The 25,153-nt window shown below is 60.7% G+C and carries 30 protein-coding genes; 10 read left to right on the plus strand and 20 right to left on the minus strand.

The window, feature by feature from the left end:
- Nucleotides 1–23 precede the first annotated feature (23 nt).
- Nucleotides 24–308, minus strand: coding sequence for a hypothetical protein (locus SM764_RS15690; protein WP_368981887.1), 285 nt, complete (start codon nt 306–308; stop codon nt 24–26).
- 181 nt (nt 309–489) lie between these two features.
- On the opposite strand from SM764_RS15690, the gene SM764_RS15695 reads away from it, so the two are divergent.
- Together SM764_RS15695 and SM764_RS15700 are read left to right on the plus strand one after the other, a co-directional pair.
- Entirely contained in the window at nt 490–2,838 is a 2,349-nt protein-coding gene (locus tag SM764_RS15695) for a heavy metal translocating P-type ATPase (protein WP_368981888.1), read from the plus strand.
- Between the two features lie 63 nt (nt 2,839–2,901).
- Entirely contained in the window at nt 2,902–3,414 is a 513-nt protein-coding gene (locus SM764_RS15700; RefSeq protein ID WP_368981889.1) for a L,D-transpeptidase family protein, read from the plus strand.
- Here SM764_RS15700 and lnt read toward each other — a convergent pair.
- The 10 genes from lnt to SM764_RS15750 are packed head-to-tail and all read right to left on the minus strand — an operon-like array spanning nt 3,395 to nt 10,883.
- The gene (lnt, locus tag SM764_RS15705; RefSeq protein WP_368981890.1) at nt 3,395–5,002 is read right to left on the minus strand and encodes an apolipoprotein N-acyltransferase; all 1,608 of its coding nucleotides are present in this window, start codon (nt 5,000–5,002) and stop codon (nt 3,395–3,397) included. The two genes, SM764_RS15700 and lnt, sit on opposite strands and share 20 nt — an antisense overlap.
- Nucleotides 4,969–5,427, minus strand: coding sequence for a signal peptidase II (lspA, locus tag SM764_RS15710; RefSeq protein ID WP_425537276.1), 459 nt, complete (start codon nt 5,425–5,427; stop codon nt 4,969–4,971). Before lspA ends, lnt begins: the two co-directional genes overlap by 34 nt.
- A gap of 28 nt (nt 5,428–5,455) precedes the next feature.
- Entirely contained in the window at nt 5,456–6,238 is a 783-nt protein-coding gene (locus SM764_RS15715; protein ID WP_274830675.1) for a ZIP family metal transporter, read from the minus strand.
- Between the two features lie 12 nt (nt 6,239–6,250).
- Nucleotides 6,251–6,706: a DUF411 domain-containing protein gene (locus SM764_RS15720; protein WP_038008346.1), complete on the minus strand. Its 456-nt coding sequence runs from the start codon at nt 6,704–6,706 to the stop codon at nt 6,251–6,253.
- A 3-nt stretch (nt 6,707–6,709) separates the two neighbouring features.
- Entirely contained in the window at nt 6,710–8,083 is a 1,374-nt protein-coding gene (locus tag SM764_RS15725) for a M23 family metallopeptidase (RefSeq protein WP_274830676.1), read from the minus strand.
- Nucleotides 8,080–8,706 carry an SCO family protein gene (locus tag SM764_RS15730; RefSeq protein ID WP_274830677.1) on the minus strand — a complete coding sequence of 209 codons (627 nt, stop codon included), beginning with the start codon at nt 8,704–8,706 and terminating at the stop codon, nt 8,080–8,082. The genes SM764_RS15725 and SM764_RS15730 overlap by 4 nt, the downstream gene beginning before the upstream one ends.
- The gene (locus SM764_RS15735) at nt 8,706–9,173 is read right to left on the minus strand and encodes a copper chaperone PCu(A)C (protein ID WP_274830678.1); all 468 of its coding nucleotides are present in this window, start codon (nt 9,171–9,173) and stop codon (nt 8,706–8,708) included. Before SM764_RS15735 ends, SM764_RS15730 begins: the two co-directional genes overlap by 1 nt.
- Before the next feature lie 23 nt (nt 9,174–9,196).
- Nucleotides 9,197–9,856 (minus strand): DsbA family protein, encoded by a 660-nt coding sequence (locus SM764_RS15740; RefSeq protein ID WP_274830679.1) that lies wholly within the window; start codon nt 9,854–9,856, stop codon nt 9,197–9,199.
- Nucleotides 9,853–10,275: a disulfide bond formation protein B gene (locus SM764_RS15745; protein WP_090735045.1), complete on the minus strand. Its 423-nt coding sequence runs from the start codon at nt 10,273–10,275 to the stop codon at nt 9,853–9,855. Before SM764_RS15745 ends, SM764_RS15740 begins: the two co-directional genes overlap by 4 nt.
- A 5-nt stretch (nt 10,276–10,280) precedes the next feature.
- Nucleotides 10,281–10,883: an SCO family protein gene (locus SM764_RS15750; RefSeq protein WP_274834171.1), complete on the minus strand. Its 603-nt coding sequence runs from the start codon at nt 10,881–10,883 to the stop codon at nt 10,281–10,283.
- Between the two features lie 171 nt (nt 10,884–11,054).
- Here SM764_RS15750 and SM764_RS15755 point away from each other — a divergent pair, with 171 nt between their 5' ends.
- The 3 genes from SM764_RS15755 to SM764_RS15765 all read left to right on the plus strand — a co-directional run bounded on the left by SM764_RS15755 (nt 11,055) and on the right by SM764_RS15765 (nt 13,254).
- On the plus strand, nt 11,055–11,483 hold the full coding sequence (locus SM764_RS15755) for a MerR family transcriptional regulator (protein WP_013959865.1): 429 nt from the start codon (nt 11,055–11,057) through the stop codon (nt 11,481–11,483).
- Nucleotides 11,484–11,591: 108 nt separating this feature from the next.
- On the plus strand, nt 11,592–12,347 hold the full coding sequence (locus tag SM764_RS15760; protein WP_274830690.1) for a transglutaminase-like domain-containing protein: 756 nt from the start codon (nt 11,592–11,594) through the stop codon (nt 12,345–12,347).
- The gene (locus SM764_RS15765; RefSeq protein WP_274830680.1) at nt 12,337–13,254 is read left to right on the plus strand and encodes a cation diffusion facilitator family transporter; all 918 of its coding nucleotides are present in this window, start codon (nt 12,337–12,339) and stop codon (nt 13,252–13,254) included. The genes SM764_RS15760 and SM764_RS15765 overlap by 11 nt, the downstream gene beginning before the upstream one ends.
- A gap of 361 nt (nt 13,255–13,615) precedes the next feature.
- On the opposite strand, the gene petA is transcribed toward SM764_RS15765, so the two are convergent.
- The 4 genes from petA to SM764_RS15785 all read right to left on the minus strand — a co-directional run bounded on the left by petA (nt 13,616) and on the right by SM764_RS15785 (nt 16,528).
- On the minus strand, nt 13,616–14,173 hold the full coding sequence (gene petA / locus SM764_RS15770) for a ubiquinol-cytochrome c reductase iron-sulfur subunit (RefSeq protein ID WP_209259441.1): 558 nt from the start codon (nt 14,171–14,173) through the stop codon (nt 13,616–13,618).
- A gap of 107 nt (nt 14,174–14,280) precedes the next feature.
- Nucleotides 14,281–14,679, minus strand: coding sequence for a hypothetical protein (locus tag SM764_RS15775; RefSeq protein WP_274830681.1), 399 nt, complete (start codon nt 14,677–14,679; stop codon nt 14,281–14,283).
- A gap of 82 nt (nt 14,680–14,761) precedes the next feature.
- Nucleotides 14,762–16,123, minus strand: coding sequence for an ISKra4 family transposase (locus SM764_RS15780; RefSeq protein ID WP_369002206.1), 1,362 nt, complete (start codon nt 16,121–16,123; stop codon nt 14,762–14,764).
- Nucleotides 16,124–16,150: 27 nt separating this feature from the next.
- Nucleotides 16,151–16,528: a Fic/DOC family N-terminal domain-containing protein gene (locus tag SM764_RS15785; protein ID WP_246032504.1), complete on the minus strand. Its 378-nt coding sequence runs from the start codon at nt 16,526–16,528 to the stop codon at nt 16,151–16,153.
- A 1,238-nt stretch (nt 16,529–17,766) separates the two neighbouring features.
- Here SM764_RS15785 and SM764_RS15790 point away from each other — a divergent pair.
- Nucleotides 17,767–18,105 (plus strand): DUF736 domain-containing protein, encoded by a 339-nt coding sequence (locus SM764_RS15790; RefSeq protein WP_065331505.1) that lies wholly within the window; start codon nt 17,767–17,769, stop codon nt 18,103–18,105.
- A 568-nt stretch (nt 18,106–18,673) separates the two neighbouring features.
- On the opposite strand, the gene SM764_RS15795 is transcribed toward SM764_RS15790, so the two are convergent.
- From SM764_RS15795 to SM764_RS15815, 5 genes are all read right to left on the minus strand, one after another.
- Complete coding sequence (locus tag SM764_RS15795) at nt 18,674–19,321, minus strand: glutathione S-transferase family protein (RefSeq protein ID WP_051372683.1); 648 nt, start codon at nt 19,319–19,321, stop codon at nt 18,674–18,676.
- Nucleotides 19,321–20,223, minus strand: coding sequence for an SDR family oxidoreductase (locus SM764_RS15800; protein ID WP_152467180.1), 903 nt, complete (start codon nt 20,221–20,223; stop codon nt 19,321–19,323). The genes SM764_RS15795 and SM764_RS15800 overlap by 1 nt, the downstream gene beginning before the upstream one ends.
- Nucleotides 20,224–20,265: 42 nt before the next feature.
- Nucleotides 20,266–20,763 carry a luciferase domain-containing protein gene (locus tag SM764_RS15805; protein WP_036051542.1) on the minus strand — a complete coding sequence of 166 codons (498 nt, stop codon included), beginning with the start codon at nt 20,761–20,763 and terminating at the stop codon, nt 20,266–20,268.
- 8 nt (nt 20,764–20,771) lie between these two features.
- Nucleotides 20,772–21,530, minus strand: a complete 759-nt coding sequence (locus tag SM764_RS15810; protein ID WP_369002207.1) for a DODA-type extradiol aromatic ring-opening family dioxygenase — start codon at nt 21,528–21,530, stop codon at nt 20,772–20,774.
- Nucleotides 21,531–21,653: 123 nt separating this feature from the next.
- The gene (locus tag SM764_RS15815; RefSeq protein ID WP_043753122.1) at nt 21,654–22,061 is read right to left on the minus strand and encodes a DoxX family protein; all 408 of its coding nucleotides are present in this window, start codon (nt 22,059–22,061) and stop codon (nt 21,654–21,656) included.
- A gap of 133 nt (nt 22,062–22,194) precedes the next feature.
- Here SM764_RS15815 and SM764_RS15820 point away from each other — a divergent pair, with 133 nt between their 5' ends.
- The 4 genes from SM764_RS15820 to SM764_RS15835 all read left to right on the plus strand — a co-directional run bounded on the left by SM764_RS15820 (nt 22,195) and on the right by SM764_RS15835 (nt 25,148).
- Complete coding sequence (locus SM764_RS15820; RefSeq protein ID WP_229737775.1) at nt 22,195–22,548, plus strand: winged helix-turn-helix transcriptional regulator; 354 nt, start codon at nt 22,195–22,197, stop codon at nt 22,546–22,548.
- 237 nt (nt 22,549–22,785) lie between these two features.
- Nucleotides 22,786–23,394 carry a TetR/AcrR family transcriptional regulator gene (locus tag SM764_RS15825; protein ID WP_136340169.1) on the plus strand — a complete coding sequence of 203 codons (609 nt, stop codon included), beginning with the start codon at nt 22,786–22,788 and terminating at the stop codon, nt 23,392–23,394.
- A gap of 67 nt (nt 23,395–23,461) precedes the next feature.
- On the plus strand, nt 23,462–24,013 hold the full coding sequence (locus SM764_RS15830; protein WP_234163372.1) for a TetR/AcrR family transcriptional regulator: 552 nt from the start codon (nt 23,462–23,464) through the stop codon (nt 24,011–24,013).
- Between the two features lie 31 nt (nt 24,014–24,044).
- Nucleotides 24,045–25,148, plus strand: coding sequence for an efflux RND transporter periplasmic adaptor subunit (locus SM764_RS15835; RefSeq protein WP_234163371.1), 1,104 nt, complete (start codon nt 24,045–24,047; stop codon nt 25,146–25,148).
- Nucleotides 25,149–25,153: the final 5 nt, after the last annotated feature.

The following is a 25,153-nucleotide window of genomic DNA, read 5'->3' on the forward strand; positions in this document are numbered from 1 at the left end:
CAAGCAGCGATCGGCACACGTAACTAGGTTTCGCGAGGGGTGCAGATACGGTTGCCGTTCGGCGTGCGCAGTGGAACCAAGGTAGTTTCGACCGGACCGCTGTGTTCGTACCAGTAGCACCCGTCTTCCGGCACCAAGCGCGCGGTTGCAACATCCTGATCCGGGGCAGCCAATGCAATCACAGCTTCGGGAACGTTGCCCCGCTGGTCTGCCGCGTCGCCCGGCCCAATCGGCTGGACTGCGCACCCGGCCGTAAGCGACAACGCCACTGCGACCATCATTTTTTGCTTCAGCATCAAAACCCGCATCAACCTTCCTTTCGTGACTGTTTTCTTTGCAGCGGCTGTTCATGCTTAAAGGCGCGATAGAGCCGGTCACCGCATCCTCTAGCAATAAAACAAACTGAAATACCACCGTATTTTGCACTTGAAGCTCTAGCTACTGTAGGGGCTATGGCATGGTGAACCACCCGAATCCAGAGGTCCGTTCATGCCGTCCGACACCCATCGTCACGATCACGCCGAAGATACCCAGACAAGCGGCGGCAGCTGCTGCGGCAGCGCCGGATCGTGCGGCAACATCGCACCGACGACACCCGCGCCAGCTGGCGGGCGCAGTTTTCAGGTGTCCGGCCTCGATTGCGCCGAGGAGGTGGCGATCCTGAACAAGGTGGTGGGCCCGAAGATCGGCGGGGCCGAGCATCTCGCGTTCGACGTGATCAATGGACGGATGACTATTCTCGACAGCGCCAAGAGTGTATCGGACGGCGAAATTGCAGAACTGGTCGCAAGCACCGGCATGACCGCCAAGCCTTGGGATGCCGAAAACGCGTCGGTCGACCAGGCGGCCCATCTTGCACGCCAGCGGCTGTTTACGGCGCTCAGCGGCGGCTTCTGGGCCGCGGGATTTCTGTGGCACATCATCGAGACCGGCATGGGGGGGGCACTCGGCCTCTTCGCAGGGCACGGCGAAGCGCCGATGCCACTGGTCGAGGCAGGGCTGTTCGCGGTTGCGATCCTGTTCGGTGTCTGGCTCGTGGCACCCAAGGCATGGTCGTCCGCACGGCGGCTGTCGCCCGACATGAACCTGCTCATGGTCGTCGCAGTCGCGGGTGCAATTGGCCTCGGCGAATTTTTCGAGGCTGCGACGGTTGCGTTCTTCTTCTCGCTCTCGCTTTTCCTCGAAAGCTGGAGCGTCGGGCGTGCGAGGAATGCGGTTTCAGCTCTGCTGGACCTGGCGCCGCCGACGGCAAGAATTCTTTATGATGACGGTTCGGAAGCGGACGTACCGGCTTCTGCGGTTGCTATCAACGCACGTTTCGTCGTGCGCGGCGGAGACCGCATCCCATTGGATGGTGAGGTTGTCGATGGGGCAGGGGCCGTCGATCAGGCGCCAATCACCGGAGAGAGTGCGCTGGTCCCAAAGGAACGGGGCGACGAAGTCTATGCCGGTACGATCAACGGCGAAGGCACACTGACGGTGCGCGCCACGAAGGCCGCCTCGGACACCGTGTTGGCCAAGATTATCCGCATGGTCGGCGACGCCCATGCCCGCCGCGCGCCGGTGGAGCAGTGGGTGGCGAAGTTCGCCCGCATCTACACGCCTATCGTCATGGCTCTCGCTATCGCAATTGCCCTGCTGCCGCCGCTCATTTTCGGTGGGGCCTGGGATTATTGGTTCTACAATGCACTCGTGCTGCTGGTGATCGCCTGCCCGTGTGCTCTGGTCATCTCAACACCGGTCTCCATCGTCGCCGCACTCACCGCCTCAGCGCGGGCTGGGGTGCTGATCAAGGGCGGTGCATATGTTGAGGCACCGGGCAAGACCACTGCACTGGCCATGGACAAGACCGGCACGATCACCATGGGCGAGCCGGAGGTGGCGGCGGTGCATCCGCTGGGCAAAGCATCGGCGCAAGATCTGATGACCCTCGCCGCTGGGCTGGAGGCACGTTCCTCGCATCCCTTGGCGCGCGCCATTCTCGCGCGGGCAGAAGCCGACGGCATCAATGTGTCCGCCGCGCAAGATACCCGAACCGTTCCAGGTAGGGGACTTGAAGGACGCACAGACGGCCGGTCGATCTGGCTAGGGTCCGACCGGTTTGCCGAGGAGAAGGGTTTCGGCGACGCCATTCCGAAGGATCTGCGCGACCGCATCGAAGGGGCCGGCAGCACCCTTGTTTCCGTGGGCGACGACACTGGCGTCACCGGCATCCTGGAATTGCGCGACCGTATCCGCCCCGACGCCAAGGGCATCGTGGCACAGCTCCACGCGCAAGGCGTGAAGACCATCGTCATGCTGACGGGCGACAACGAGCGGACAGCGCGCGCCGTTGCCGCCGAGGTCGGCATCGACGAGGTCCGCGCCGAGCTTCTACCCGAAGACAAGGTGACTGCCATCGAAGAACTGGTCGAAACGCATGACATGGTGGCCATGATCGGCGACGGGGTGAACGACGCCCCGGCCATGGCGCGCGCGCATTACGCCATCGCAATGGGTGCCGTTGGTTCGGACGCGGCAATCGAGACGGCGGATATTGCCCTGATGACAGACGACCTCGGGAAGGTGCCTTGGCTGATCGGTCATTCGCGCCGGACAATGTCGATTATCCATCAGAACATCGGTATTTCCTTGGCGACCAAGGGCGTTTTCGTTGTCGCTACTGCGTTCGGAGTGGCATCGATGTGGGGCGCTATTGCAGCCGACGTAGGAGTGTCATTGCTGGTGGTGGCCAACGCCCTGCGCCTGCTGAACAGCCAAGAGGCCAAGGCGCCGCCGTCCGGCGGTGAGCAGGTTGGTCCACAGATGACAAAAGCCGCGCTTGCCCACGGACATTGATCAGGCAGCATTTGCAAGGTAACGTACTGTCCATATCAGACCTCACGAAAGAGGCATCGAGCAGTGAAAACCATCCGATTTCCCCGCCGCGCCGTCCTGTTGGGCGGGTTGGCAGCGTTTTTGTCCGGCTGTGCCAGCAAGTTCCGCAGCTATGGCGGACCCGAGGTGACCCGTGTTCGGCTTTATAAGGGGCAGCGCTTGCTTGTTCTCGACGGAGCCGATCGCGTATTGCAAACCTATCCGGTCGGGCTGGGTTTCGCGCCCGAGGGTCACAAGCAATTCGAGGGAGACGGCCGGACCCCTGAGGGCGCTTACGTAGTCGATAAGCGCAACCCCGACAGCACCTACCATCTTTCGATTGGCATCTCTTATCCGAATGAGGCCGACATCGCTTTTGCCGAGGCGCAGGGCCGGTCCCCCGGGGGCGACATCTTCATCCATGGTGGTCCACGACCCGGCATCGACCCAACGGACGTCCGCGACTGGACAGCTGGCTGCATCGCGGTCACAGATCGGCAGATCGAGGACATCTATGCAATGGTGAAGGACGGAACACCTATCCACATCTTTGCATGACGGTGTTTCTCATGCGGCGGTAGCGCGCCGTCGCATTGGTCGCCATTGCCCAGCTCCACGAAGCCAAGATGAGCGCCAGCAGCATCCAGTCCCCGAAGCTCGCGTAGAGTGTCGGCGGTCGCGCGGAGGGCAGGCTAGCGTCGATGATGCCCGTTTCGCCGGTATCGAGCCGCGCAATGATCTCTCCGCTCGTGTCGATGACCGCAGAGACGCCCGTATTCGCGGCTCGAATGACAGGAAGGCCTTCCTCTACGGCGCGCATACGTGCGGAAGCCAGATGCTGCTCAGGTCCGATGCTGGTGCCAAACCAGGCGTCGTTGGTTGCGTTGAAGATCCAGTGTGGCCTGAACAGGTCGTCGACCACATGGCTTGGAAAGATGATCTCATAGCAGATCGCCACGGCGACCAGCGGCACACCCGGAAGCGCAAGCGTTCGCGGGCCCGGTCCGGGCGTAAAATCGCCCAGACCCGCCGTGAGCCGCTCGATGGGCAACCAGCCACGGAATGGCACATATTCGCCGAAGGGTACGAGATGGTGTTTCGCGTATCCGGTCAGGATTCTGCCGGTCGCGCCAAAAGCCTGGACCGTGTTGAAATATCGGGTGCCATCCTCGCTCGGTACACGGTCCGGCACACCGGTGAGCAGCACCCTGCCCTCTGTGAGCGCAGCGGCAATGCGATCCCGTGCCTCCGTATCCTCATCGAGGAAACCCGGAAAGGCGGTTTCCGGCCAGAGAAGCACGTCGAAATCGCCGCGCCGGGTTGAAAGCTCAAGATAGCGCGCGAATGTCCCCTCGCGGTTCTCGGGCGCCCATTTCTCCTCTTGTGGAATGTTGCCCTGGACGATGCGCAGGTCGACACCGGGTGGCTGTTGTGCATCCGACTGGAGGCGCAGCGTGCCGACAGCCCACATCGTCGCGATTCCGGCCAGCGCCATGAGCGAAACGGTCAATCGTTGCCGCCCGGACGCCATAGCAGCCGCGCCAGGGAGTACCGCGACGAACACGGTGAGAAAGCTTAGCCCATAGCTTCCGACCCAGGCGGCGGTCTGGCGAAGGGCGGCGTAGTCTACAAGTGCGTAACCGGCCAGATTCCAGGGAAACCCCGTCAGAACGTGACCACGCAACCACTCGGCCACGGTCCAGGAGGTCGCGAACAGGAGGCAGGCCAAGAGACTGCCCATGGCTCCGCGCCGCGCGATTTCGGCAAAAAGCGCAGCGGCAATGGCTGGGAAAATCGCGAGACCTGCGGACAATCCCCCGACGGCCGGGATCGCCATCGTCCCAAACCGCTCGGCCTCTACGTAGAAACTTTCCGCGATCCACCAAATCCCGAAACCGAACTGGCCGAGACCAAACGCCCAGCCGACGAGGAAAGCGCGCCCGAAGGAGAGATCGCGAAGCCCGACAAACAACGCGGAATAGGCAACGGGAACGAGCAGGAGAATCGAGAAAGGCGGGAAAGTCAGAACGGTCATCGCCCCGGCGGCGAAACCAAGCGTCATCCGCGAAAGAAAACGGTGGCGCAGAGCGATGCGGTTCAGAATTTCCGGCTTCACGACTTGATCGAACGCCGCGCGCTGATCCATGGCGCGGCGAGCAAGAGCCCCACGCCACTGACGACAAATACATCGGCCAAGTTGAAGGCAGGCCAATGTGTTGTGCCAATGTAGAAATCGAGAAAGTCTGTTACAGCCCGATACCGCACACGATCGATGACATTGCTCAGGGCTCCGCCAATGATCGCGCCATAGGCAAGCGCTTCGACCGCATTTTCGGCGCGAAACAGCATAACCCCCAGCCAGATACAAATGGCAAGAGCGAGAGCGATTAGGCTCCACCACGGAGCGCCGCCCAGCATCCCGAAAGTCACGCCGTCATTACGATAAAAGACGAGATTGAATCCCGGAAACACGGAAATCCCGGCACTTAAAGTGACGGAATTTTCAACGACAATGGCTTTGGTGATCTGATCGATCGCGAACGTAGCAAGCGCTGCAAATACGCCGATTATCGGAGATACTTTGTATGATGACATTGCCTCATCCCAACCAGACATCGAGAAACAGCATCAGAACGAGCCCGACAGCGAGACCGAGCGTTGCCCTGTTCTGATGGCCGCTGCGATGGGTTTCGGGGATGATTTCGTGGCTGATGACGTAAAGCATCGCTCCCGCGGCAAAGGCCAGACCCCATGGAAGCAGCGGTTCCGACAGTGTGATGATCCCGGCCCCGAGCAGGCCGCCAATCGGCTCGACCATGCCCGTCAGCGCCGCGATGCTCCAGGCGCGCAGCTTCGGATATCCCTCGCCCAGCAGAGATACAGCGACGGCCAATCCTTCGGGCGCATTTTGAAGCCCGATGCCGACAACAAGCGGCAGACCGCCCTCCATACCTCCGGATCCGAAGCCGACCCCGACCGCGAGGCCTTCGGGGAAGTTGTGGATCGTGATCGCGATGATGAACAGCCAGACCCGCCGCAAAGACGCCGCTTCGGGCCCTTCGCGTCCTGTCTTGAAGTGCTCGTGCGGCAGCTTCTCGTTCATCAGCGCGACAGCCCCCATGCCCAGAAGGATCGAGACGCATACGATGGCCGCAGGCATCGCGCCGTTTCCGAACATTGGCTCTGCCGCATCCAATGCCGGGATGATCAGCGAAAAGAACGAGGCTGACAGCATGACACCGGCAGCGAAGCCGAGCGACAGATCGCGCGTGGCCCGGGACGGGATGCGCCCAAACAGCACGGGAGCTGCTCCGACTGCCGTGAGCGAACCGGCGGCGAGACTTCCGAGAAAGCCGAGCATTATCGGAGACAGATTTTCCATGGGCGGGTCAGATTATCCTTCGGCGTAGCTCGAAAAGACTTCCGTCGACCCGTCCTTGCGGATGAGGAAGACATCATAGGCCTCGCGGTCGTCTTCTGGCCCCATGCCGGGCGAGCCATAGGGCATCCCCGGAACGGCGAGGCCGACGGCGTCCGGGCGCTCCTCGAGAAGGCGGCGGATGTCAGCGGCCGGGACATGGCCTTCGATCACGTAGCCATCAATGAGCGCGGTGTGGCAGGAGACCATGCGCTGCGGCACGCCGTTGTCGAGCTTGAAGCGAACCAGCAACCCGCCGAACATGTCCTGGCCGGTCGGCGCAAAGCCATTCTCTTCGAGATGGTTCATCCACGAGAGGCAGCAGCCGCAACCGTTGGTCTTGCGGACGTCGATCGCCGTTGCCTCTGCGAGGGCCTGTGCCGCCGGGAACAGGGCGAGCGTGATGGCAAGAGCTTGGGTCATGCGTTTCATGGGTCAGAGCCTTTCGGTTGTCGTTTCGGCAATCTCGCTGCCGAGGTTTTCATTCAGAAGCGCGCGCGCCTCGGCCAGACGCGAGAGCGCGGCGGTATCATCCGCTTCGCTCTCGGCTGCTTCGGCGAGCCGGTCGTCAGCGAGGGGGTCAGTCGGGCGCCCATCCACGAGGACTTCGTAGTGCAGGTTCGGACCTGTCGCCGTGCCAGTCGCGCCGACGCGGCCGATCACATCTCCCGCCGCAACGCGTTGGCCTTGTGCCAGGTCTTCCGGCACGGCGCTCAGATGCGCGTAGCGCGTCATGGTGTCGGAGCCGTGGGCGATTTCGACCACTCGACCATAGCCGCCCCGCCAGCCAATGAAACTGACCCGCCCCGGTGCCGTCGCTTGAACCGGTGTCCCACGTGCCGCTGCGAAATCGACGCCGGTGTGCATCCGGACGTTGCCAAAGACCGGATGCGTACGGCGTCCGAACACCGAGCTGAGGCGCGCACCCTCGACCGGCTGTGCGAAGACGCGCAGCACCTCGCCATCGACGTAGATCGTCGCCTGACCGCTGCCGTCGTTAGGCCATACGATCTCGTAAAGCGAACCGCCGATCTCCAATGCGGCGAAGGCGAGCTCGGGCTGTCCGATCCTATCCTCGCCCACACGCGCCTCACGCCAGAGAAGCCTTAGTGTCTCGCCACCGGCCAACTCGCGGCGAAAATCTACGGTCCCACCCAGCATCTGCGCCAGGTCCACGGAAAAACGGGCGGGTATGCCGGCTTCGTCGAGTGCCGCGAAGATCGAGCTGTCGATCACGGCTTCGCCGGCAAGGGTTACGATCTCCGGATCCGGAGCCACGACCTGCGTGGACAACTGCTCGCCGAAAACCACCTCGATCCGCACTCCGTCCTCGACGGCGAGTGAGACGGTGCGGGGGCTGCCGTCCACGGTCGAAGCGACAGTGACCGAGTGCCCCGGCCGCAGCCGTCGCAGATCGTATTCCGCGCCAAGCGCGAGGGCAACTTCGGCTCTGTCAGGTGCCGCAAGTCCAGCTTCGGACAGCAAGAAATCGAGCGTCTCGCCAGGTGCAATGTCGCGCGACCAAGTCGACAGGGGTGGCTCGATCGCCTGCACCGGCCTGTCGGCAAACGCGACCTGCAGAAGGGGCAGGGGGCCGAGGTTGGGTGCATCTTCTGCCCATACCGTCACGGGCAGCGTCACGAAGATGTCAACGTTCTGGGGGGCGTCAGGACGCTGGGGCATCCAATTACCTGCCGAGGCAAGTTCCGGCGGCACGGGTTCTTTCGACAGAACATCGGAGATGACGATAGCTGCCCCCGAAACCGTCCCCAAAATTGCGACAACCGCCGCCAGTGTTCTGAGCCTCATGTTGCCCCCTCCATTTCTTCTGCCAGCGCGCGGCGGATCTGCGGCACCGCGAATTCTCTGGCTTCGTGATAGTCGATCATGGTGACGAATCGCCCAGAGGCTGCGAACAGGAAGACGCTCGCGGTGTGGTTCATCGTGTAATCGCCGCTCTCCGTCGGCACCCGCTCGTAGGTGGCGCGGAAGCCGTCCGCGACGCGCGCGATCTGCTCTTCCGGTCCCGTCCAGCCACGGATCGCAGGATGGAAGTAGCCGACATATTCGGCCAGCGTTTCGACAGTGTCGCGCTCGGGATCGACCGTGATGAAAACCACGTTCATCTCGTCGGCCTCGTCTCCCAGATCGTCGAGCCATCCCGAAATGTCCGCGAGCGTGGTCGGGCAGACATCGGGACAGTAGGTGAAGCCGAAGAACGCCATCGTCGGGCGGCCGATCAGGGTTTCCGGCCCGACCGCGATGCCCTCATGATCCGTCAGACGAAAATCCATCGAGGTCAGAGCCACAGGCCGCTGCCCGATAGGCTCAGGTCCACCGGGTCCATCAACCTGCCACCAACCGACGAAGAGCATCAGGGCGACCGCCCCGACACCAGCCGCACCGTACCCCAGGATCGCCCGTCGCCGCATCAGTCCTGCGGCCCTCGCGCGGCGATGCCGAGGATCGGCACCTCGACCGTCACTTCGCCTCCGTCGTCGAAAAGCAGGGTCAGCGGAAAAGTGCCCCCTTCCGTCATCGGCTCTTGCAGTCGCATCAGCATTGCGTGCAGGCCGCCCGGCTCGAGCGCGACGCTTTCGCCAGGGGCGATCGCGATCTCCCCCGCCGGGCTCATGGAGCTTACACCTTCGGCATTGGTCTTCGTCTCGTGAATTTCGGGCATCATCGCGAGCGGTGTTGCAAGGCCGATCAGCGTCACCGGCTCGTCGCCACTGTTGCGGATCGTCATGTAGGCGGCCCCGGGACGGTTCATCCCGATGGAGGCGCGGGACCACGCGTTCTCGACGACAACATCCTCGGGTCCGGCCAGCGCGGGCACCGAGAGCCCTCCAAAGGTCAAAAGCGCCGCCAGTGTGCCGGTCAAAATATACTTTTTCATCGTTTTGATCCTGCCCTTTCCATTCAGCTTTGCGCGGCCGTAACTTCAGCAGAAACAAGCCGCCGTAATTCTGCTTCTCCGAATGGATCGAGAGGTTTTCCGTTCACGAAGAACGTCGGCGTTTGGCGTACACCTATCGTTTCAACGTCCGCGCGGTCCTGATTAAGGACCCCAATGGTTTGCGGGGCCATCATCTGGGTCCGAGCTGCCTCTTCATTAAGTCCGGCGCTCGCCGCTATCCCAAGGATCAAATCAGGACGAATATTGCCATGAGCCGCCCAGCGAGGTTGCTCTTCAAGTATGGCCTCCATCACGGGGAAGAAGACACCCTGCATTCGTGCGGCTTCCATGACGCGAATTGCTGTTTCTGATCCTTCCCCATGGAACGGGGTATACCGGATCACGACGCGAACCGCGTCGCCATGTTCCGCCATGATGTCTTTGACGATTGGGTGAAACGCGCGACAGGCCTCGCAAGCCGGGTCGAAAAATTCAACGATCGTGACGGGCGCATCCGCAGGCCCGAGGATGGGCGAGTAGGGGCGGATCATCGCGTCCGCAAGTTCCGGCGCAACAGGCTCGGCTTCGGCCACCGGGCCGGGGCGGTTTGCAAACCAGGTGGCTCCGCCGAAACCGGCGACGCAGAGGGCGAGAACGGACAGGATCAGGCCGCGTCGATTCATGTTCGTGTGTCCTTCAATGAAAGGGCCGACAGCGCCCCGATCAGCGCGAAGGCGGCGAGCGCCATCAGCGGGATAGGGATGCCGAAGACCAGTTGGTTGTCATCGGTGCAAGAGGGGCCGGTGGCCGTGCAGGGCTGGATGCGTTCGGGAACAAGACCGACGTAAAGCCCCATGTGCCACAGGGCGATTGCGCCGCCGCCAAGCGCCAATGCGATGCCGTAGCGCCCCACACGGCCGTCCCGCCACCAAAGGCCGAGCCCGAGGACAATGGCCAAGGGGAACATGAAGGCGCGCTGGAACCAGCACAGCACACAGGGCGTCTGCCCCAGCACCTCGCCGATGAAAAGCACGGCAAGCGAGGCGACGAGCGCGATGATCCACGCCAGCCCGAGGGCTGTTTCTCCGGATATGCGGTTCATTTCGGTCAGATCCTCTCTTCCAGATCGGCGAGGATCTCTTCGGCGGAGGTGCCATAGGGCCAGGAGTCGGCGAAGCCCGCGTCGGGATCGAAGAGGAACAGATGCGACGTGTGGCCCATGGTGTACCCATCCGGTGCTGCGGCCTCTTCGACGCGCTCAAAGAAGATTGGAAACGTCTCGGACGTGGCGGCGATCTGTTCCGGCGTGCCCGTCAGCCCGATGATGCCCGCATCGAACAGCGGGACGTATTCGGCGAGTGCTGGGGGCGTGTCTCGTTCAGGGTCGATTGTTATGAAAATCGGCTGGACCTTGGCGGCATCGTCGCCCAGACCGTCCATCACCGCCGCGACCTCAGATAGGGTCGTCGGGCAGACGTCGGGGCAGTTGGTAAAGCCGAAAAAAACCAGCATCCAGCGCCCCGCAAAGTCCTCCTCGGTTTGAACCATACCCCGGTGGTCCGTCAGTTCGAACTCAGCGAAAAAAGGCGGCTCGGCGTCAGTTCGGGCGCTGTCGGCACGATAGTCAGACCAGAGCAAAAGCCATACGAAGGCAAGCGCTGCCACGCCTGCCAAAACCCAAAGAAACTTCTGTGCCGATGTAAGGGACAATCCTGTTCGCCTGTTTTTGATTCTTATTGCATGTGCGGATACATCCTCTAGCCGCTAGAGGTTCAAGCACGAAATCATGGTATAGCTTCAACTCACGCGTCTGTGAATCCGACACTTGTTTATTCCGACGGCAAAACCTACACAAACTGTATCTTTTTCATGGAGGCGAAAATGCTTACGATCGGTACTCTGTCAAAGAAGACTGGCACAAAAGTGCAGACCATCCGGTACTACGAACAGATTGGGCTGATGCCCGAACCTGGCAGGACCGAAGGCGGACAGAGGCGCTACGACAATGCACAGCTCGACCGACTGTCCTTCATCCGCCACTCGCGGCAACTCGGTTTCTCGCTCGATGCGATCCGCGAGCTGCTCGACCTCAGCGACCATCCCAACCGCCCCTGCGACGAGGCTGATGCCATCGCGCGTCGCCAGCTCAAACAGGTGGAGCAGCGCATGGCCCGCCTGAAGGCGCTGCGCACCGAACTGAAACGCATGGTTCACGAATGCAGCGGCGGGCGGACCGGAGACTGCAAGGTGCTTGAGGTGTTGCGGGACCATTCGGAATGCCTGACCGAGCACGAGGAAATCGGGGCATAAGTCGAGATTTGGGGCAAACCTAAAAATCTTTGAGCAAAGGGTTGAAGCTATAGTGACTATAGCAATTAGGCTTTTTCCAAGACGATTCGAGGAGCGACTCCGTTGCAGATGACCGACCCCCTACTTGCACCCACCAGACTACTGGATTTTGATGCCGCGCCTCTTGCGAATCTAATTGAAAATCGCGGCTGGCGCGACTTATCCGAATACGATCGGATCGGAGCTGCCTATGATTTCGTTCGGAATGAAATCGCGTTCGGATACAATCGTGCTGACGACATCCCCGCCTCGGATGTGCTTTCCGACGGCTATGGGCAGTGCAATACCAAAGGGACGCTCTTGATGGCGCTGCTGCGTGGTGTTGGCATTCGTTGCCGGTTGCATGGGTTTACGATCCACAAAGGCTTGCAGCGCGGTGTTGTACCTGAGCTGGTGTATCCGCTTGCTCCGCAAGAAATTCTCCACTCATGGGTGGAGATCGAATATCAAGGTGCCTGGATCAACCTTGAAGGCTTCATCCTGGATGACGCTTTCCTCGATGTCCTGCAAACGTCATTCTCGGACACAGAAAGTCTCTGCGGTTATGGCGCGGGCACGGATTGCCTTGGCGCGCCTCCCGTCGCGTGGAAGGGAGAAGATACCTACATTCAGAAAACCGGCATCGTGAAGGATTTCGGCGTGTTTGATACGCCGGACACCTTCTATCTGTCCCATGAGCAATCCTTTGGATGGCTGCGCGGTGCCTTGTACCGGCATTTCATACGCCACTGGATGAATGCGCGCGTACGTGCTCTCCGCAACGGTCGCCTGATGACTGACCAACGCGCGACACACGCGCATGAGGAGCCTGCCAATGCCACATGACCACGGGCATGCGCATATCGATCCGAATTCTGGGGATCGGCGGGTTGCCATCGCGATCTGGGCGAACGCGCTTCTAACCGTTGCGCAAATCGTCGGGGGCATATTCTCGGGCAGTCTGGCACTGATCGCCGATGCGCTGCACAACTTTTCCGATATGGCCTCGCTTGTCATTGCCTTCGCCGCACGCAGGATCGCGCGCCGCCCGGCCGATGAGCGCATGACCTTCGGCTATGGCCGGGTCGAAATCGTCGCGGCCCTGATCAACTACACCACCCTGATCGTGATCGGCTTCTATCTGATCTACGAGGGTAGCATGCGCATGATCGATCCGCCCGAAGTCATGGGTTGGACCGTTGTCATTCTTGGTGGAATTGCGCTTGTGGTCGACACGCTGACCGCAATACTGACCTATTCGATGCAGAAGGGCAGCGTGAACATTCGGGCGCTATTCCTTCACAACTTGTCGGACGCACTCGCCTCCCTAGCTGTCATCATCGGTGGGTCTCTGATCATCCTTTACGACATGCGTTGGGTTGATCCGGCCATCACAATCGGCATCGCGCTCTACATCCTGTATCTGTCTTTCACTGAAATAGGCGGCCCAATCCGAACCCTGATGCTCGGGAGCCCGCCGGATGCGGATGGAAACGACGTGGTCAGAGCGATCCAAGGCGTCGAAGGCGTGGTCGACGTACATCATGTCCACCTTTGGCAAATGCAGGAGCACGCTGCGGCATTGGACTGCCATATTGTCGTCGAACGCGAACGGATGGGTGAGGCCGACAAGATTAAAGAAAACGTCAAATCGGTGCTGCATGAACGTTTCTCAATCGAGCATTCCACGCTTGAGTTCGAAGCAAGCGACAATGCGCATAAGGAGGCGCAGGTGTTCGGACACGGCCCATGATGGTGGTTCAAAGCATCTAGTGGTCGTTGGCCTCCTGTCCGGTCTGGTTTTGATTAGCGCGCTTCTTTGCTCATTTTTCCGCCCATCTAGGCACATTTGCTCTCCGAACAGCGAAAAATCAGTCATTCCAAACTTCGCATGCGGGCTCACATTGGCCGTGTTTGGAGCGGTGATCGCTTTGGGCATCAGTCGCGTACCCGTCAATCGCAACCTCGCTTGGATGGAAGCCAGAGGCCCACTTCGCGAAATATCCGGGCAAAGACTAATTCGGATGTGGTGCAACGCAATCCATGGTGATCGGAAGGCGTCTGAATATGGTCTGGTTTCACGCGGCGCGACTAAGTCAAAAAGTTCATATTATTCAGCCTAGCGTCAGCACCATGTTGTCGGACAAGGCCAGGGGTGGGATGTGCAAGTTCTCCGGCGCAGGCCCTTTGCGAATGCGTCCGGCGGTATCGTAATGCGACCCGTGGCAGGGACAGAACCACCCTCCGAAATCGCCCGCGCCATCGCCAAGCGGGACACATCCCAAATGCGTGCAGACACCGATCATCACCAGATAGGCGTCATGGCCCGGAATGGCGCGGTTCTCATCCTGCGCTGCGGCCTCACCGGGAATGTTGGGGTTGCGCGCATCGGTGTCTGGCAACGCAGAGACCGCCTGTTCACGCGCCTGGGCCATCTCGGCTTGCGTCCGGTGGCGGATGAAGACGGGCTTTCCGCGCCAATTGACGGTCAGTTGCGTACCTTCCGCGAGCCCGGAGATATCCACCGAGATTGTCGCCAGGGCGCGCACATCCGCCGAGGGGTTCATCTGATTGATCAGCGGCCAGAGCGCCGCACCCGAGGCGACCACGCCCGCGCCAGCGGTGGCATAATACAGGAAATCCCTGCGTTCAGCGTTGTCAGTCGCATTCATATCGAATTTAGCTTGCAACCTTACCGCGCTGGAACGTCAACGCGGGTTTTGTAACGGTTTGTCTGCAACCCGGGAGCCGACGGGGAAAACTGTGGCCGATCATCGGCTCAGTGGTGGGGTGGTGCGCCTTTTGCTATCATGAGGTGATGCTCCTGGTGATGCGCACCGATGGTCATCAGACCGAAGCACCCGAGACCCTGTATCTGGTCGGAATCGCCATCGACGAGGAGGGCGACACCGTCCCCAAAATCCTCTGTTGTGACTTCCCAACCCGTCTCGGCCGCCAGGAACGGCGCATGGGCAGGTACCATGGCGCGAATAGCCTCGAGGACGCGCGGTGCTCCCTGGATTTCGAACCGGATACCGGCGGGCCGCACACTGTGGATGACGTCGGCCTCCGTCGTCACAAGTTCCATGTCCACGAGGTGTCGCCTCAGAGCTGTGATATCGGCATTTGCCCAATCGGTATCGGGGTCGGCGCGCAAAAGTTCTACGATCTCGGCCATGGCGGCAAAGGCCGATTGCCCGGTGTCGCGTAGCCCTTAATTGTGAGATGAGAAATCCAAGGGAGTGGACAAAACATGGGGGTCATGCGGCGCGTTTTCTGTTTGCGACGGTCAGCCGACCATCGAGAACTGCGGCCCTTGTGACGGCTACTCGGTGAGCCCCTTTGGGCGACCACCGCATCCTTCTGCGCTTTCCCATGCGGGCATTGGCAATGTCATCGACTGATCCTTCGGCACGAGATGACGAGATGGGCAGCCCGTTACGGTACCGTCGGCCATAGTCGACAAGGGATTCCATGTTGTTCGCGAGATAGGTGTACAGTGTCCCGCATCGGGCCTGCACACGAGCGGCAGCGGTGCGGACAGCCAAAGGTTCTTCCGCAAGGCGGGTGCAATCGTGCATGAGCCCTTTCAGATAAGTTTCCGCGACCCGTGCTCTGCCATGCCACAGCCACCAGCGAAGGCTTTTCGCGGGGCGCTGGAACAGCACCGGAATTCCAGTGAATCCCGGTATCTGGACCAGACCCTGAACGGCGGCCTCGACATGTCGAATACGCATCGAGATGTGCCACCAGTCGAGGATATGCTTCACCTGGCCGTCGCCACCCATGGCATTCCGTATGAGGTTCGGGAGAGCAAGCTCGCCATCAGAGATTACCGTCAACAGACGGCCCGGCTTCCATCCAAAGTCTGACAGCTCTTCTCGCATCCGGCTGCCTGGCGATGCCGTCGCATTGGCGACCAAGCCAAATCGTCGGCACATATTGCGACTTTCAATCTTACTGACCACAAGATCCAGGTGTCGCTGCTGATACTCCGGTCGACAGCGGATATGCGCACCGTCCAGAAAAACCGTCAAACCCCCTTTGGGAAGTGCTTCAGCGGGATCGCCTGATGCCCTTCGACTTTTCTCGAGCCCCGCGGCTACTCTTCCCAACCGGTCACGCACCGTGGTGTGATGGGGCGGATGGCAGGGGAGGAAGCTTTTCATCAGCCGCGCGGCTTCGCGAAAGGAATGCCGGGACCCGAGTTCCGCATGGAGCCGCTGCAGCTCCGGGGTAGCCCGGTCAGGAAAGAAATAGGCCAGCGGAGAAATAGGTCCGCCGGGCATCGCCGCTGACCTGGCATCACACGAACAGCGGCGCAAGCGCGCGGCTTTGACCCGAACCCGCCCAAAGAGCGTGTCGAGATCGCGCGTGCGATAGTCATGAATGGCACGAACCGAGGCGCAATCCGGGCATACGCGGCTTTCTCGGATGATTTCCTCAACCTGATCGCAAAGAATTGCCCGCTGAATCTGTTCGACAACCCTCTTCCCATCCTCGAGGCGCAACCCGATCCCGTCTGGACAGGTCACCCGGTAGGGTCGTGAAATGCCGTCAAGCTGATGAGTGCGCTTCTCCCCGTTGTCGAAGGTAGTTTCGATTGTAATCCGTACGTCCATGGCAGCCCCACACGCAAAGAACTCACCTTAGCACGGGCCGCAACGACGAAGATGACCCCCATGTTTTGTCCACTCCCTGTCATCGATTGGCTGGCCCGCCTGTGCTTCGGTCTCGAAACGCAGCAGGTCTGTCAGCGTCGATTGCGTTCCTTCGATCTGTGAGGAAAGTACGGCCTCCTTGCGGACATACATATAGAGGAACAGTTCCTGGCGCGGCAGAAGCATCGTGATGCCATCCAGCCGCCCTAAGGCGCGCTCCGCGAGGCTGAGTCGGTCGAGAAGCCCCAGTACGTCGATTGTTGGGACTGGAGGCAGGGGAGGTGGTACGAAGGCGCGGACCGTCTCTCCTGCAACGGGGGTTTCGACAAAGCGGCCAAGGCGTTGGTTGGGGTCTGAATCGGTCATAGCTCACTATGATGCCCCTCTTTTATTTAAGCAATACGGGCTTCGCTTAAATAGTGGGTAGGCTAAGATAAGCGGGTTTAATTAACGTGGTGAGAGTAGGTCAGTGGCAATATGAGCGGGTTCATGGCAGCTTCCTACTGCTCTCGGTTGCAGGAATCCTTCCCGATGCCTGTGCGGAATAGCCTCTTCCAGAGAACACCATCGATCACGAGTCGCCAATCGAGACCTTTCGGCTCATTGGCCCGCATTACGGGCGTCCTACGCGATATGGCAGCTACGCGCACGACAACTCGGATGGCTGAAGAAGGCCAAAGGTCGTATCTGTTACATTCCGAGTCGGGGTTAGTTTCATCAAATCGGCGAACGGAATTCGTGGGTGCTTGTTGTCCATAAATCATCCTGCCCTTTGGTCAGGACCGCGCCCTACTCGGTCGGCTGCATGCAGCCGCCCTCCCCGAGCTGAAACGCTGCCTCTCCCTGCGACGTACCGCTGGCCGTGCCGTCTCCTCCGGAGCCAGCCCGACCAGCCGTCGCATGGTCGTGGCAACGCTTCATCTCGGCCATTCGGTAACGGTCGCTGGGGCGGGGCGGGTCGCTTCAATAGTCTCGTTTTTCCCGTGTCAGCCGGTGTTAGTCCTCGCTTTGCCGGACATGCTGTTCTGCCATCATTGACCGCAAAGGAGTTTCGACAACCGCCGGATCGCTCTGGCCAAAGCTGGCAGAGGGTCGGTGTTGGACGCGATGTAAAAAATCGCAAACTATTGGGATGCCGAAGAGGGTTGGTCCGAAATCGGGATGACCCGCGCCCGGTGCAGATGCCACGGCGGTCTGCTTGAAATCGCTCAGCCAGATGGCACCTCACTCGACCAACTTACCACGGGCAAGCGGTCGCGCCACGTTAGGCAAGGCTCGGCAAAGCGCGAACCCGTCCGGCTGCGGCTCGGGGTGAGAGGGCAGAAAGGACACCGCCCCCGGCAGTTTCATCGGCTGTTCACCTGGGTGTCCTTCGCGGCCACCGCACTTCTCCCGATGTGTTGCTCTGCATGACATGCTGGTCGCAGCTGTCGTCCCGTCCACAAAGGTTGTCGCCGATCTTTTTCCCCTGACCCTACGGGTCATTCCTCGCGCGCCAAAAAGACCGGCGCCTGCCCCTCTCCGCTACGCTTCGCCTTCGGTGTGGCCGGGCCTTGGCCAGCTGCAAGGTGACCATCATTGCAATGCAAACAAGGAGAAGAGCAATGACCACGAACTGCATTAAATTCACCAGCACCGACATCGAAACCGCCAAGGGCGTCGGCTCCATCTCGACCCTGACCTTCGACCTCGACATCACGGTCGAACCCGTCGCGAGCACGAACCCGATGGCCCCCACGCACCGCGTCCTCGGCCGCTCCCCGCGCGGCAAGCTGGTCGAGTGCGGCGGCATCTGGAAGAAGCAGAACAAGGAGACCGGCGCCGACTACTACACGCTGACCATCCGCGACCACGGCTTCAACGCCAACCTCGGCAAGGCCGCAAACCAGGACGATCTGTCCCTGCAGGCTGTCATCCCTTGGGGCCCCAAAGACGCCGCCTAAGCCAACGGCCAGACCGCTCCGGCGGTCTGGTTTTTTCTTGTTCCTGGGAACGACAGCGGTTTGAGTGAACGAACGAAATATGAAGCCCCGAAGCAGCCTATTGCGGGCAACATTGCGAGCTTCATAAGTCCTACACCACCCTTGCTCAGGGCAGCATGACCCCGCGGTTCTGAACGGTCACATACATCAGCGTCCAAGAATTAAGGGAACAGTGACACCCGCATAGCTGTCCTGCACGGTTACACTGTGCTCGGCATCCCGCTCGCGGAGGCCGTGAGATCAGTCTTTGTCTTGGACGAACGGCACGTGCTCAATTGGCGCGACGGATGCTGAGTTATCGGACCTGATGAATACACTCCGCGCGAAAACTCTAAAGATCGGGATGAGACACAGCATCTACATCCCAAAACCGCCGCATTGCTTCCGGAGGAACTCTTGTCAGGTTGGTTGTCGCGGCTGTCTGCGGCTAATTTCTGTCATGCGACGCTTCCTGCTCATGTCTAAATCTGATAGCGCGCCGATCGCCGGACGTGATGCAGATCGTTCAATCATCGCGGCGAGCGCGATGTCAGGCGAAGAGCGCAAGAAGCGGTGCTACGGCCTTCTGCCAGCTGTCACGCGCTTCAAGCCGGCCGATCCAGCCCGCGATTCTGGGGAATTCGTCCAGCGAAATCCCCGCTTGGTCGCGATACATGAATGTGGTCGCCAGATAGAAGTCGGCAAGGCTGAGTGCGCCTGCAATCCAATCCTTATCGTCGAGTCCGGTTTCCAGAACGGCAAGGAACTGATCGGTGGCTTTCCGTTCCGCTTCGACCACAGTAGGATCAGGATCGCCCATGCCGAATTTCTCTTTGAGGAACAGCTCAAAGGACAACTTCTGCATCGCCGGGCCTAGGTGGATGGCTTGCCACCAGGCCCACTGATCGACGAGGGCCCGCGTCTTGAGGCCATCAGGATAGAGCCCTGCCTCGGGCCGGATCCCGGCCAGATAGGCACAGATCGCCCGGGACTCCCAGAGCACGAAATTCCCGTCCTCCAAAACAGGCACCTTTGCATTTGAATTGCGGGCAAGAAATTCCGCCGCGCGGTTGTCCCCGGCACGGATGTCGACCTCGACGATTTCGAGTTCCACGCCCAGTTCGTGCGCCACCGCCCGTACACGCAGCGCATTCGGTGAGAAGTTCGCGTTGTAAAGCCTCATGACATTTTCCAGCATTATTGTTCCTGCGGCGCCTGAAGAAGCGCCGCGCGGTTAGCGGCCAGGAAATCGGCCACCGACTGTCCGGGCTTGCCGGTGAGCGATTCGAGATCGCCGCTGGCCACATCGAGATAGCCCTGCGCGATTGCTTCGTCGAAGGAGGCAAAGACCCTCGCCATGAACTCCGGCAGTCCATTTGCGATCATCGCCTGCACCAGATCCTCGGCGGGCAGGGCGACATAGGGGATTTCCTTACCCGCAATTTCGGACAAGATCGCCGCGACCTCGGCCTGGCTGACCGTCTCCGGCCCGGTGATATCGAGGGTCTCCCTTCCCGTAGCTTTCATTAGCGCCGCGGCTGCGGCACGGGCGCAATCCGCGCGTGTCACATATCCGGTCTTGCCATCTGCTGCGGCGGAGAAATGCGTGCCCATGGCGACGCTCTGCTGGCCGCCCATCAACAGAAAGTCGGTGTACATATTGTTGCGCAGGATCGTATGATCCGCCCCACTTTCCGTGATCAGCTTCTCGGTCCCTTCGTGGTCTTGAGCGAATCCGATTGGACTTTCCGCGACTGGGCCTGCGAAGGAGGTATAGACGATGTGGTCGATACCTACCGTCTTGGCCGCAGCAATCGCATTGGAATGAGCTGCGAGCCGCTTGCCCGGCTCCAGATCGTCGGTGGAGATGATGAGGAGACGCTTGCCGCCCGCGAAGGCTGCTTCAAGAGAAGCCGGGTCGTTGAAATCGCCCTCGCGCGCCTCGACTCTTTTTCCCGCCAGATCGGCAAGCTTGTCGGGAGTGCGCGAGATCGCGATGACCGGCCCGGCACCTGCCTGAACCAGCAGGTCGACCACCTGCCGGCCAAGTTGTCCGGACGCGCCGGTCACGATGAAGGGGCCGTTCTGGATGTTGGACATGGTATCTCTCTTATCTTGATGTTTCTGCAAGCGCGCTTGCGATCAATCGTGGATTTGGGTGGGGGCGGGATTCGCCAGCTTGCCGCGCGCGAAACCCCAGCTTGTGGTCAGGATTTTGATCATCACATCGACCTCTGCCTCATCGCGTGGAGCAAAGGCCATGATCGCATTGGCCGGGATGTATCCGGCCGAGGCCATCGGGTGCTGTTCGCCCCATCCCTTCGCGATGAGTTCCTCAACCGCCGCCAGCGGCAGCATCATGTGCGACGAACCGTCATAGGCGGGATGCACATGCGCAAATTCGCGTCCGATCATGAAGGCTTCGCGCGGGCCGCAGGCATGCGGCCGCGGCAGGACTAATGCCTCGGCGCCGGGGACCGAAATACCCGATCGGCAACGCTCGACGAAGGGCAGGGCGAAGGCCTTCTGCTTGAACAATGCGTGAATCTCGGCCGAGGAGTTCTGCGACACTTGCTCATGCGGGGCGCACTCGGTGGTTTCGGGGCGCGGACCCTGCCGCAAGGGAAGTTCGAAGCACATATCTGGTCCTATCCAAATCTGAACGCGCTTTCGACCGCGCCCAATACGTGATCCTCGAGGGTCTTTTCCCCCCGATCCGCAAGCGCGGCGCCGGCCACGACGTGCAATGGAATTAGATGTTCCTCGCGCGGATTGGCGTCGCGTGCGCCGGGTGCCCGATCCCAAGCAGCCAGCATGGCGCGGCGCGCCCCGGGGTCTTCATGGGTCACCGCACCCGTGAGCCATCGGTCGAAGTCGCCGCCGTTCACCGGGCCATCGGGTCCGCCCCTCATCGCCCGCATCATCTTGCCCATGTTGTGATAGGTGTTGCCGGACCCGATGATCAGAACACCTTCGTCTCGCAAGGGCGCCAACGCGCGACCAGCAGCAAGATGCGCCTCAGCGTCGAGATCGTCGCGCAGGCTCAGTTGGACGGTAGGTATGTCGGCCTCAGGCAAAGCCACCTTTAGCGGAACAAACACCCCATGATCGAAGCCACGCGTAGCGTCGGCCCGGGTTTCAAAACCCGCGCCATTCAATAGCTCGCTTGCACGGGCCGCCAGCGTAGGATCGCCTAGCGCGGGCCAGGTCAGCTGATAAGTATGGGGGGGAAACCCCTGATAGTCGAACAGCAGCGGCGGCGCGGAGTTGGTCTGCACGGTAAACACCCGTTCCTCCCAATGGCCTGAGATCACGAGAAGCGCCTTGGGCTTTGCCGGCAGGCTCGCAGGCAAAGCCTCAAGGAATCTGCGGTGCCTGTCCCAGGTGTCAGGCGGGTTCCAGTCCATGAAGAAGCAAGGGCCGCCTCCATGGGGAACAAACACTGTCGGCTGCCTTTCGGTCATTCTGTCGTCCTTTTGAACCCCAAGCCCGAGGGTGGATGGCCAGCGCCGTGGCAACTCCGCATCGGATTAATTCGTCTCTGTCGGAAACGTCGGCGCATATGCCGACTTTACCGCACGCACGCGATTGGCTGTCATCCACGAGGCGATCAGGAGCACCCAGGTCGCAAGAGCCGGTGGCCAGCCTGGATCGCCCGCGCCCACATGCGCCCCGAACGCCAACACCAGATGCCAGAACATCGCCGCGTAAGCCCAGTCCGCCAGCATCGCCGAAGGGCGCCAGAGAATCACCACCGCGCCGACAATCTTCAAAATCGCGAGCGGCCAGATGATGTATGTGGGATAGCTCAACACCTCGCGATACATGCCCGCGACCATATCGTGGGATGAGATGTAGAAAGTCGCCGCACCCAGATAGACCAGCGCCACAAGGCCGGTCGCGATCCAGTAGACATACTTTGCCACGTTGTCACTCATCACCGCACTCCCTGTTTGCAAGGGCTTGTTCAGCCGCAGTTTCCGCTCTAAGTACCTTTAGGTGTCTTGCATCGTTCGTGAAAGTAGGCACTTAAAAGTAACTAGATTACTTTAACCGCGAGGATAATCCACGATGAAGAGCGTCCAGCCCCCCTCATGCCCGATGGAGGCGCTTCTGCGTGTCATCACAGGCCCTTGGACGATCTATATACTCTGGGTTCTGTCCGAGCAGGGACCGCAGCGTTTCGGCGCGCTCAAGCGTTTGGTGCCCGGCATTTCCACCCGGGTCCTGACCGAGAGGCTGAGAATGCTGGAACATGCTGGCGTTGTATGGCGCGAGCAGGCCATGACCATCCCACCCGCTGTCACCTACGGGCTGACTGAGCGCGGCGCGGAACTGCGCGGCGTGCTGGACAAGCTTGGCTCGATCGCACGCCGCTGGGAGGCCGAGGGTGCCTTTGTCGGGACCGCAAGCGCGGCAGAATGACGGTACCCCTCCTGTTCGCGGGATAATCCCGCGCCCGAGAACAACTCAGGCAGAATCAGACCCGAAGCTCATGACGAATTGAAAACGGCGCTAGAAAAAGCCGCCAAGCGGCGCTTGGTGGGGTAGATCCGCACAGCTTTACGCTTTGCTGCTAAATCAACTTCTATCTACTATACTCACTAGACGGTACAGTAAAGCTTGTAACCGCCTAGTCCTGCCTGGGATAGAGAGAACGAGATGCCCGTGAGAAAAATGGCCGACGTCATGATTGGTGCGCGCGAGGTTTTCTTCCGATGCGGTTACGAAGGAGCCACGGTCGATGCAATTGCCGCTGAAGGAAAAGTGTCGAAGGCAACCATGTATTCGTATTACCCGACCAAGGAGCAACTGTTCCTGAGCGTGGTTGAATCCGAATGCGGTCGGCTTGCGGACGAAATCCTCCGGCCCTTGATCGCGTCTTTGGAGCCGCGCGCCCAGTTGGAAGAACTCGCCCTTCGCATGGTCGACCTCACCTTGGACGACACCTACATCCGTCTCCTGCGAACGTGCGTTGGCGCCTCCGAGGCACTGCCCGAAGTGGGTGAGGTTTATTTTCGCGCAGGCCCGAAACCTGCCCGCGAACTCGTCGGTCGGATTCTGGAGCGCCTTACGCGCGAAGGCGCGCTCGATGTCGATGACGTCCGGCGCGCGTCCGATCACTTCATACACCTTTGCGTTTCGGGGCTACTTATGCCGCGCCTTCTCGCAGTGAAACGAGCTGTCCACCGCGAGCAACATGCGCGCGAAGCGGTCGCTGCATTCCTGCGACTTTACGGTAGCGGCCACAGAGACAAATTTTCAGATTGAGCTCGCTTGCCAAATACGGGGCAGCGCATTAGCTCGCCCAATGACTTAACCGACCGGACGGTACAGGGTGACTGCACAAGTGGAAAAGCAACCGAAGAACGCCTCGCCGAAGATTCTCGGCGCTGCGCGGGCGATTGCGCTGCGAGAAGGCGCGGGAAAGATCACGATCGACGCCGTCGCTCGGGAATCCGGCCTCAGCAAGGGTGGGGTGTTGTACAACTTCCCCACCAAGAAAGCGCTTCTGGCCGGGCTGCTCGACGAAATGCTCGCGGAGCACCGCGAACGTCTGGCGTCGGTCCCGGAAGGGCACAGTTCCCGCACCCTGCGCGGTCATCTCGAGACAGTTCTGCAAGCCGTAAGCACCGATGATGACCTTTCGATGGCTATTCTCGCGGTTTCGGCGTCGGATCCGAATCTTCTGGACCCGCTGAGAAGAGAGCTGTCCCGTGATGTCGAGCGCATCCGTTCGGACGCGCAGGACGACACTGCGGCGATGGTTCTTTTTTTGGCGATCCAGGGTCTTCGTTTCCAGAGGCTTCTTCGCCTCGCGGATGGTGACGACGATCAGCAAGACGCCGCCATCGACAGATTGAAGGACATGATAAATGAGCTTGAATAGAACCAGATACTTCCGAGGAGGTGCCGCTGGATTGGTCGCCCTTCTTCTCGCCATTGTCCTTCTCGTGCAATTCAACCCGGACATCGCATCCAAGGTCTTCGCGCAGACTACGGATGAGGTTTCCGGTGCCGATGCGCAAGGGAGCGCCGAGCAAGACATGGCCCAACCGGTCACGGTCGAAGTATCGCGTGCCGAGCTTCGCGATAGCGATAGGGCGCGCAGCCTGGCAGGCCGCGTGGAGCCCGCCCGGACCGTGGATATTGCCTTTCAGGTTTCGGGTCAGCTTTCCGACCTCGCGGTAGATGCTGGGACTCGGGTCGAGAAAGGCGATTTAATTGCCGCGCTCGACCCAGTCGATTTCGAATTGGCCGTGGATCGGGCGCAGGCCTCTTTCGACCTCGCAAAATCCGAATACGATCGTGCGTTGAGTCTGACCGAGAGGGGGGTGGCGACCGACGCCCGACTTGAAACGAACCGCGCGCAGCTTGCTCAGGCAGAAGTCGCCCTGCGTGAAGCGGAGCGACGCTTGGCTCAAGCCACGATCACCGCGCCCTTCGACGCCATTGTCGCGCGCATCTTTCTGGAGGAGTTTTCGAACGTCACCCCTGCGGCTCCGATTGCCAGGTTGCAGGACATCAGTGAAATGCGGGTGCGGATTTCGCTGCCCGAGGAACTCGCCGCGATGGCACGGGCCCAGCCCGATGCATTCAGGGTAACCGCCTCTTTCCCCGCCGTGCCGGGATATGACGCAACTCTGTATCTGCGGAAATTCGTGACCGATGCAGACCCCACAGCCCAAACCTATGACGTCGAGTTTGCAATCGAGGGCGCCATCGACCCGAGATTGCTGCCCGGAATGACGGCGAATGTGCGCGTAGCCGCCGCCGCGGAGGGTGCGCAATCGCGGTTGGTAGTCGTCCCGGTCTCGGCGATCGACACGACGAGCCGGAGCGAGCCGTCCATCTGGCTGTATGACGAGGGGACCGGCCGGGTGTCCCGTAAGACGATCCGCCTGGGGCTGCCGAACGACGACGAAATCGTCGTGCTTGAGGGGCTCTCCGGAGACGAACTGGTTGTGTCCGGCGGGTGGTGGCGCCTGAAGGAAAACGAAACAGTCGCGGTTCGCGGCCTCTGAACGAT

It is taken from the genome of Pseudophaeobacter sp. 1A16562 (assembly GCF_041008785.1).
Lineage (GTDB): Bacteria > Pseudomonadota > Alphaproteobacteria > Rhodobacterales > Rhodobacteraceae > Phycobacter > Phycobacter gallaeciensis_A.

What these genes read in the sequence shown, in the direction of transcription:
- petA (WP_209259441.1), bottom strand. Translation starts at nt 14,173, where the DNA reads ATGAATGCGACTGACAACGCTGAACGCAGGGATTTCCTGTATTATGCC.
- SM764_RS15725 (WP_274830676.1), bottom strand. Translation starts at nt 8,083, where the DNA reads ATGAGGCTCAGAACACTGGCGGCGGTTGTCGCAATTTTGGGGACGGTT.
- SM764_RS15800 (WP_152467180.1), bottom strand. Translation starts at nt 20,223, where the DNA reads ATGTCCAACATCCAGAACGGCCCCTTCATCGTGACCGGCGCGTCCGGA.
- SM764_RS15735 (WP_274830678.1), bottom strand. Translation starts at nt 9,173, where the DNA reads ATGAAAAAGTATATTTTGACCGGCACACTGGCGGCGCTTTTGACCTTT.
- SM764_RS15775 (WP_274830681.1), bottom strand. Translation starts at nt 14,679, where the DNA reads ATGGCCGAGATCGTAGAACTTTTGCGCGCCGACCCCGATACCGATTGG.
- SM764_RS15730 (WP_274830677.1), bottom strand. Translation starts at nt 8,706, where the DNA reads ATGCGGCGACGGGCGATCCTGGGGTACGGTGCGGCTGGTGTCGGGGCG.
- SM764_RS15795 (WP_051372683.1), bottom strand. Translation starts at nt 19,321, where the DNA reads ATGCTGGAAAATGTCATGAGGCTTTACAACGCGAACTTCTCACCGAAT.
- SM764_RS15820 (WP_229737775.1), top strand. Translation starts at nt 22,195, where the DNA reads ATGAAGAGCGTCCAGCCCCCCTCATGCCCGATGGAGGCGCTTCTGCGT.
- SM764_RS15760 (WP_274830690.1), top strand. Translation starts at nt 11,592, where the DNA reads ATGACCGACCCCCTACTTGCACCCACCAGACTACTGGATTTTGATGCC.
- SM764_RS15780 (WP_369002206.1), bottom strand. Translation starts at nt 16,123, where the DNA reads ATGGACGTACGGATTACAATCGAAACTACCTTCGACAACGGGGAGAAG.
- SM764_RS15815 (WP_043753122.1), bottom strand. Translation starts at nt 22,061, where the DNA reads ATGAGTGACAACGTGGCAAAGTATGTCTACTGGATCGCGACCGGCCTT.
- SM764_RS15695 (WP_368981888.1), top strand. Translation starts at nt 490, where the DNA reads ATGCCGTCCGACACCCATCGTCACGATCACGCCGAAGATACCCAGACA.
- SM764_RS15745 (WP_090735045.1), bottom strand. Translation starts at nt 10,275, where the DNA reads ATGAACCGCATATCCGGAGAAACAGCCCTCGGGCTGGCGTGGATCATC.
- SM764_RS15825 (WP_136340169.1), top strand. Translation starts at nt 22,786, where the DNA reads ATGCCCGTGAGAAAAATGGCCGACGTCATGATTGGTGCGCGCGAGGTT.
- SM764_RS15765 (WP_274830680.1), top strand. Translation starts at nt 12,337, where the DNA reads ATGCCACATGACCACGGGCATGCGCATATCGATCCGAATTCTGGGGAT.
- SM764_RS15805 (WP_036051542.1), bottom strand. Translation starts at nt 20,763, where the DNA reads ATGTGCTTCGAACTTCCCTTGCGGCAGGGTCCGCGCCCCGAAACCACC.
- SM764_RS15790 (WP_065331505.1), top strand. Translation starts at nt 17,767, where the DNA reads ATGACCACGAACTGCATTAAATTCACCAGCACCGACATCGAAACCGCC.
- SM764_RS15690 (WP_368981887.1), bottom strand. Translation starts at nt 308, where the DNA reads ATGCGGGTTTTGATGCTGAAGCAAAAAATGATGGTCGCAGTGGCGTTG.
- SM764_RS15740 (WP_274830679.1), bottom strand. Translation starts at nt 9,856, where the DNA reads ATGAATCGACGCGGCCTGATCCTGTCCGTTCTCGCCCTCTGCGTCGCC.
- SM764_RS15785 (WP_246032504.1), bottom strand. Translation starts at nt 16,528, where the DNA reads ATGACCGATTCAGACCCCAACCAACGCCTTGGCCGCTTTGTCGAAACC.
- SM764_RS15715 (WP_274830675.1), bottom strand. Translation starts at nt 6,238, where the DNA reads ATGGAAAATCTGTCTCCGATAATGCTCGGCTTTCTCGGAAGTCTCGCC.
- SM764_RS15720 (WP_038008346.1), bottom strand. Translation starts at nt 6,706, where the DNA reads ATGAAACGCATGACCCAAGCTCTTGCCATCACGCTCGCCCTGTTCCCG.
- SM764_RS15810 (WP_369002207.1), bottom strand. Translation starts at nt 21,530, where the DNA reads ATGGACTGGAACCCGCCTGACACCTGGGACAGGCACCGCAGATTCCTT.
- lnt (WP_368981890.1), bottom strand. Translation starts at nt 5,002, where the DNA reads ATGGATCAGCGCGCGGCGTTCGATCAAGTCGTGAAGCCGGAAATTCTG.
- SM764_RS15755 (WP_013959865.1), top strand. Translation starts at nt 11,055, where the DNA reads ATGCTTACGATCGGTACTCTGTCAAAGAAGACTGGCACAAAAGTGCAG.